This is a genomic window from Sporomusa sp., from assembly GCF_057736855.1.
In genome coordinates this window covers 1-4,991 of sequence record NZ_JBYKYF010000233.1, presented here as the reverse complement: position 1 = coordinate 4,991, position 4,991 = coordinate 1, and the positions used below count along the sequence as shown (strand labels likewise).

At 45.8% G+C, this 4,991-nt stretch carries 6 protein-coding genes; all 6 read right to left on the bottom strand.

Translation table 11 applies throughout. The features are described 5' to 3' along the window. A partial coding sequence (argB, locus tag AC29Z1_RS13425; RefSeq protein ID WP_488271964.1) for an acetylglutamate kinase occupies positions 1 to 266 on the bottom strand: 266 nt, incomplete at its 3' end. Positions 267 to 305: 39 nt separating this feature from the next. Continuing rightward, positions 306 to 1,517, bottom strand: a complete 1,212-nt coding sequence (gene argJ / locus AC29Z1_RS13420) for a bifunctional glutamate N-acetyltransferase/amino-acid acetyltransferase ArgJ (RefSeq protein WP_488271963.1) — start codon at positions 1,515 to 1,517, stop codon at positions 306 to 308. Positions 1,518 to 1,595: 78 nt separating this feature from the next. After that, complete coding sequence (gene argC / locus AC29Z1_RS13415; protein ID WP_488271962.1) at positions 1,596 to 2,636, bottom strand: N-acetyl-gamma-glutamyl-phosphate reductase; 1,041 nt, start codon at positions 2,634 to 2,636, stop codon at positions 1,596 to 1,598. A gap of 179 nt (positions 2,637 to 2,815) precedes the next feature. Beyond that, positions 2,816 to 3,841 carry an AmmeMemoRadiSam system radical SAM enzyme gene (gene amrS / locus AC29Z1_RS13410; RefSeq protein WP_488271961.1) on the bottom strand — a complete coding sequence of 342 codons (1,026 nt, stop codon included), beginning with the start codon at positions 3,839 to 3,841 and terminating at the stop codon, positions 2,816 to 2,818. A 19-nt stretch (positions 3,842 to 3,860) separates the two neighbouring features. After that, entirely contained in the window at positions 3,861 to 4,376 is a 516-nt protein-coding gene (gene amrA / locus AC29Z1_RS13405; RefSeq protein WP_488271960.1) for an AmmeMemoRadiSam system protein A, read from the bottom strand. A gap of 10 nt (positions 4,377 to 4,386) precedes the next feature. Next, on the bottom strand, positions 4,387 to 4,991 hold a 605-nt coding region (gene amrB / locus AC29Z1_RS13400; protein WP_488271959.1), incomplete at its 5' end, for an AmmeMemoRadiSam system protein B.

Below are 4,991 nucleotides of genomic sequence, written 5' to 3'. Positions count from 1 at the left end.
TCAGTGACTCTCAGACCGCTGACAAACTGAGTTTCTTTGCCAAGCTTTTTAAGCATCCCGGTAATTTCCGGGCCGCCGCCATGAACAACGACAGGACGAATGCCGGCATATTTTAGAAAAATAATATCCTGCATAACACTCTTTTTGAGTTCATCATTAAGCATGGCATTTCCGCCATATTTAATGACGACCGTGTTACCTGAAAACCGCTGTAAATATGGTAAGGCTTCAATTAGCACAGCCGCTTTTTCTACTGAATTAATCATATAATCATCCCTTCCCATTTCGAAGTAATATCCTATTGATCATGTGGTATATTCCCCGTTAATCTTGACATATTCATAGGAAAAATCGCAAGTCCACACCGTGGCAGAGGATTCACCCATCCCTAAGTCAACGGTGATAGCAATATCTTTTGCGGCCATGACCTCTTTGAGCTTAGCAGTATCAAAACCAACCGCTCCCTGGCCATTTACTACAATGGTTAAATCGCCAATAGTCAATGAGGTTCTATCAAGCTGGGTGGTTGCGCCGGAGTAGCCGACAGCACAAAGGATTCTGCCCCAATTAGGGTCTTGGCCAAAGAAAGCAGTTTTTACCAATGGTGATTTAGCAATCGCCATGGCTGCCCGTTTTGCGTCAGCAAAAGATACTGCACCAGTGACATTAATTTCAAGAAATTTCGTGGCGCCTTCGCCATCACGTACAACAAGCTGTGCCAGTTCGGTGCAAACTGTTTGTAACGCGGTGTAAAATTCCTGATAGCCTTGACTATCAGTTGAAGTAATTTTTTCATTGCCAGCCAGGCCGTTGGCTAGGACAGCCACCGTATCGTTGGTACTGGTGTCACCATCTACCGATATCATGTTAAAGGACAGCTCAATCGCTTGGCTGAGTGCCTGTTTTAGCACTTGTGGTTCAATGGCGGCATCGGTAGTAATAAAGCATAACATGGTCGCCATATTGGGATGAATCATCCCGGCTCCTTTAGCAATTCCGGCAATTCTGCAGGTTTTGCCGCCAATACTGAATTCATAAGCACAAGCTTTAGGGAATGTATCAGTGGTCATAATCGCAGCCAAGGCTTGTTCATGCCCCTGCTCTGACAAGTTGGCTGCTGCCTGGCTGATCCCTGCCTTGATTTTATCCATTGGCAGATTAACCCCGATTACACCGGTAGAGGATACTAACACTTCGCAAGTATCCAGGTTTAACGCTTTGGCGGTTTCGTACACCATAGTTCGGGCATCAGCCATCCCCTGGTCACCGGTGCAGGCATTCGCACAACCAGAGTTAACAACAATGGCCCGTATCTTTCCGCGTTCACTAGCTTGACGTGAAACAATAACTGGCGCGGCTGCCATCTTGTTGGTAGTAAACATGGCGGCTCCTGCTGCCGGAACCGTACTATATATAATCGCTACATCTTCTTTCCCATTCTTTTTGATGCCGGCGTGAACGCCAGCCGCTTTGAAACCTTGTGGGGCGGTAATGCCGCCAGTGATTTTTGTTAGCATGCTATTCCTCCATATACTCAAGTTGGTTTGCCCGTGCATAATTGTACAGTATTGCTCAGATGAATATTGGCAAGCAGTCTACGGATATAGGGGAGCATTGTCCAGCCCTGTCCGTTCATCGATATCAAACATAACGTTCATATTCTGTATGGCCTGACCGGCTGCGCCTTTTACCAAATTGTCAATGGCAGCAATTACAATCACTCTGCCGGTCCGTTTGTCAATATGCCAGCCCAAGTCACAGAAATTCGTGCCGCGAGTATTCTTAGTAACCGGGTAGCCGCCTTGTCCCAGCAAACGCACAAAATATTCATGTCCATACAAAGCGTTATAGGCTTCATCCACCTGCTCAGGAGTTACGCCGTCTTTTAGCTTGGCATAACAAGTACTAAGTATACCTCGGGCTACAGGAATAAGATGGGGAGTAAAGTTTATCACCAGCTCCTGACCAGCCAATTCCCCCAGTACGGCTTCAATTTCCGGCGTGTGGCGATGTCCTGCAACATTATAGGCTTTGACGCTTTCAAACAGCTCGGTAAAGTGCGACCCCAAGCTCAAACCCCGCCCAGCACCAGATACACCGGATTTGGCATCAATAATAATGGAATTCAAGTCAATGATCCCGGCTTTGACCAATGGCGCCAAGGCCAAAATGCTAGCCGTAGTATAACAACCAGGGTTACCAATAATGGATGCCTGTCTTATTTGGTTGCGGTTTAGTTCTGTCAAACCGTATACCGCCTGTGCTTCCTTATGAGTATGCGGTACTTTGTACCACTGTTCATATATGGCATGATTCTTGAAGCGGTAATCAGCCCCAAGGTCAATAATTTTTATATTCGAATTGATGGCGGTAGCTTTGCGCCCCACTTCCATAGCGTGACCATGTGGTAAACCGATAAAAATCACTTGGCTTTCGGCCGCAATAGTAGCTAAATCTGCCAAGCGAGTCAGCCTTTGCTCATAAAAACGTGTGAGGTGAGGATATATCTCGTTAATGGCTATATCTGATTGGCTTTCTGAGGTAATATATAAAACTTCGGCAACCGGATGGCTTGCCAGCAGACGGAGCAATTCTGCCCCTGTATAGCCAGTAGCCCCGATTATGCTTATTTTCATGAAACCTCACTCCTTTATAAATAATTATACATCATAATTGAATAATAATGCAATAGATTTTCCTATGTATGTATACATTATTATTCCGGATATTCCTGTTAGTTAAGTATGTAAACCTTCAATGATTGCTCTTGCATTTGATGGTGGAAAAGTCATAAGAAAAAAAGAGGCGGCAAAACTTAACACCAGCCTCTGTCGTAAAACCTAATGTCTCCGATAATCGCGATCCTACTCCGGCATTGGGGGCATTGCTTTTCGGTACCATCGTCCTGACTTGTCAAATAACTATAGCCACCAAGACGGTCAATAACTTTAAAACCACATTCGGGACAATAGGTATTTGTGCCGTCACCGCCAGTATTGCCGATATATACATAGTTTAGGTATTTACGGGCTGTTCGATAGGCCATTTCTAGCGTACTTAGCGGCGTCGGCGGTACATTCATTCGGTAATTAGGAAAATACCGGGAAAAATGCAGCGGTATATCGGGATTTATGCCTGCTAGCCACTCAGCCAGAGCGGTTATCTCGTCTTCGTTGTCATTAAAGCCAGGTATCAGCAAAGTAGTAATTTCAATATGACATTGCCCGGCTGCTTGTTCAACCGTACGTTTGACTTGCTCTAGCTGTCCAGAACATATCTGTTGATAAAATTCATTAGTAAAGGCCTTTACATCAATATTCATGGCAGCAATAAACGGCAGCAATTCGGCTAACGGCTGCTCCTGAATGAAACCATTCGTTATTAGGACATTGTGAAGTCCTGCCGCCTTTACTAACCGAGCAGTATCTAACACATATTCATACCATACGCTAGGTTCCGAATAAGTATAGTCAATTCCAATATTGCCCTGACTGACAAATTCTTTAGCTAAAACAAGTGCCGCTTCAGGCTCAAGCACTGCTGCCGGCGGCTGAGCTTGGGCAATCTGCCAGTTTTGGCAAAATTGGCAGGCAAAGTTACAGCCCCAAGTGCCAAATGATAAAATCTTGCTGCCAGGATAAAAATGGTATAGTGGTTTTTTTTCAGTTCTGTCAAGCCCCTGGGATGTGACCTGCGCATAGTTTAAGCTATAGAGTGTACCGCCAATATTTCGCCGCACCCGGCAAAACCCTGTCCGCCCTTCAGCAATGCTACAGTTCTTCGGACACAGATGACAGCCGACAAATTGACCATGCTGTTGGTAATGAAGCGCTTCATACACGTTGTTCACCTGCAATAAGCTATGTATATCGGGTTACGGTAAAACGGTATAGTTCAATGGTTTCTTCCGGTCTGATACCCGCTTTTTGCCTAGCTATGCTTACCTGCTCAGTGACAGTATCTACTCCTTCAAGATCTGGCAGCAGTAAGCCGGAACGATGTCCTTTCCGGACAATTACCCCATAGATTTTGGGATCAAGTTCATCAAGGCTTTCTACTGGCTCAGGTAATCCCAGAATATCTACCGAGACTTCGAGTGCAGGCAATTCCGCCTCCTTAATTGGCTCAAACCGTGGATCCTCTGTGCCAGCACTTACGGCATTACGGATAATCTCCTCGGCAATCGTCGGCTGGGTAGGTAAATAGGTGCCGATACAACCACGCAATTGACCTGCTTTTTTAAAAGAAACAAAAACTCCTGCCCTGCCAGACAATTCTACAGGGAGTTCGGCCGGTTTGTCCATCAGTCTACCGTGTTTTAGATAAAAGGCAAGACTTTCCCGGGCTAATAGTACCGGTGCGCTATGTGCCTGCATAGTAGCCCTCCTATTTTTTCCCTTTTATTTTATACGCCACAACGGCATATCCCACACCAAATGGACCCTCGTAAGAAGATATAACCTTTTCAACTTCCAGTCCACCCATAACTCCCATAAGGAAAAAAGCGGGTCGGAGTCCGCACTCTCCGGCTTCCTCGATCAGATTTGGATCTATATTAAGCAAGGCTTTCACATCTGCTTTTTCTAGAGCCGCTACTATCTGACGGTCAAACTCAGCTCCCTTAGGACTATAGCCTGCTGGCGCGTCAGGTGTAAGACGATGGGACAAATCACCTGAGGCAATAACCGCCACTCGCTTATCCATATGGCCAATAGCTGCCTGAACAGCCTTGCCAAAGGTATACATTTCCTCATATGGCAGCATGCCAACCGACAAATGCACAAGCTGTCCTTTAAACCCCGCTTGGGCTAGATAATACAGGGGAACAAACGCTCCATGATCAAGATGCAGGGAAATACGGTAGTTTTTAGCGACCACATCGGTCATCTCGTTCAAATTGATACCCAGTCGCTGGCAGTTGCGGATGATATGTTTAATTAGGAGATTATCGGTCTCAAAGCCAAGCACTACATCAGGCGCATGAAATTGTG

What these genes read in the sequence shown, in the direction of transcription:
- amrA (WP_488271960.1), bottom strand. Translation starts at nt 4,376, where the DNA reads ATGCAGGCACATAGCGCACCGGTACTATTAGCCCGGGAAAGTCTTGCC.
- argC (WP_488271962.1), bottom strand. Translation starts at nt 2,636, where the DNA reads ATGAAAATAAGCATAATCGGGGCTACTGGCTATACAGGGGCAGAATTG.
- argJ (WP_488271963.1), bottom strand. Translation starts at nt 1,517, where the DNA reads ATGCTAACAAAAATCACTGGCGGCATTACCGCCCCACAAGGTTTCAAA.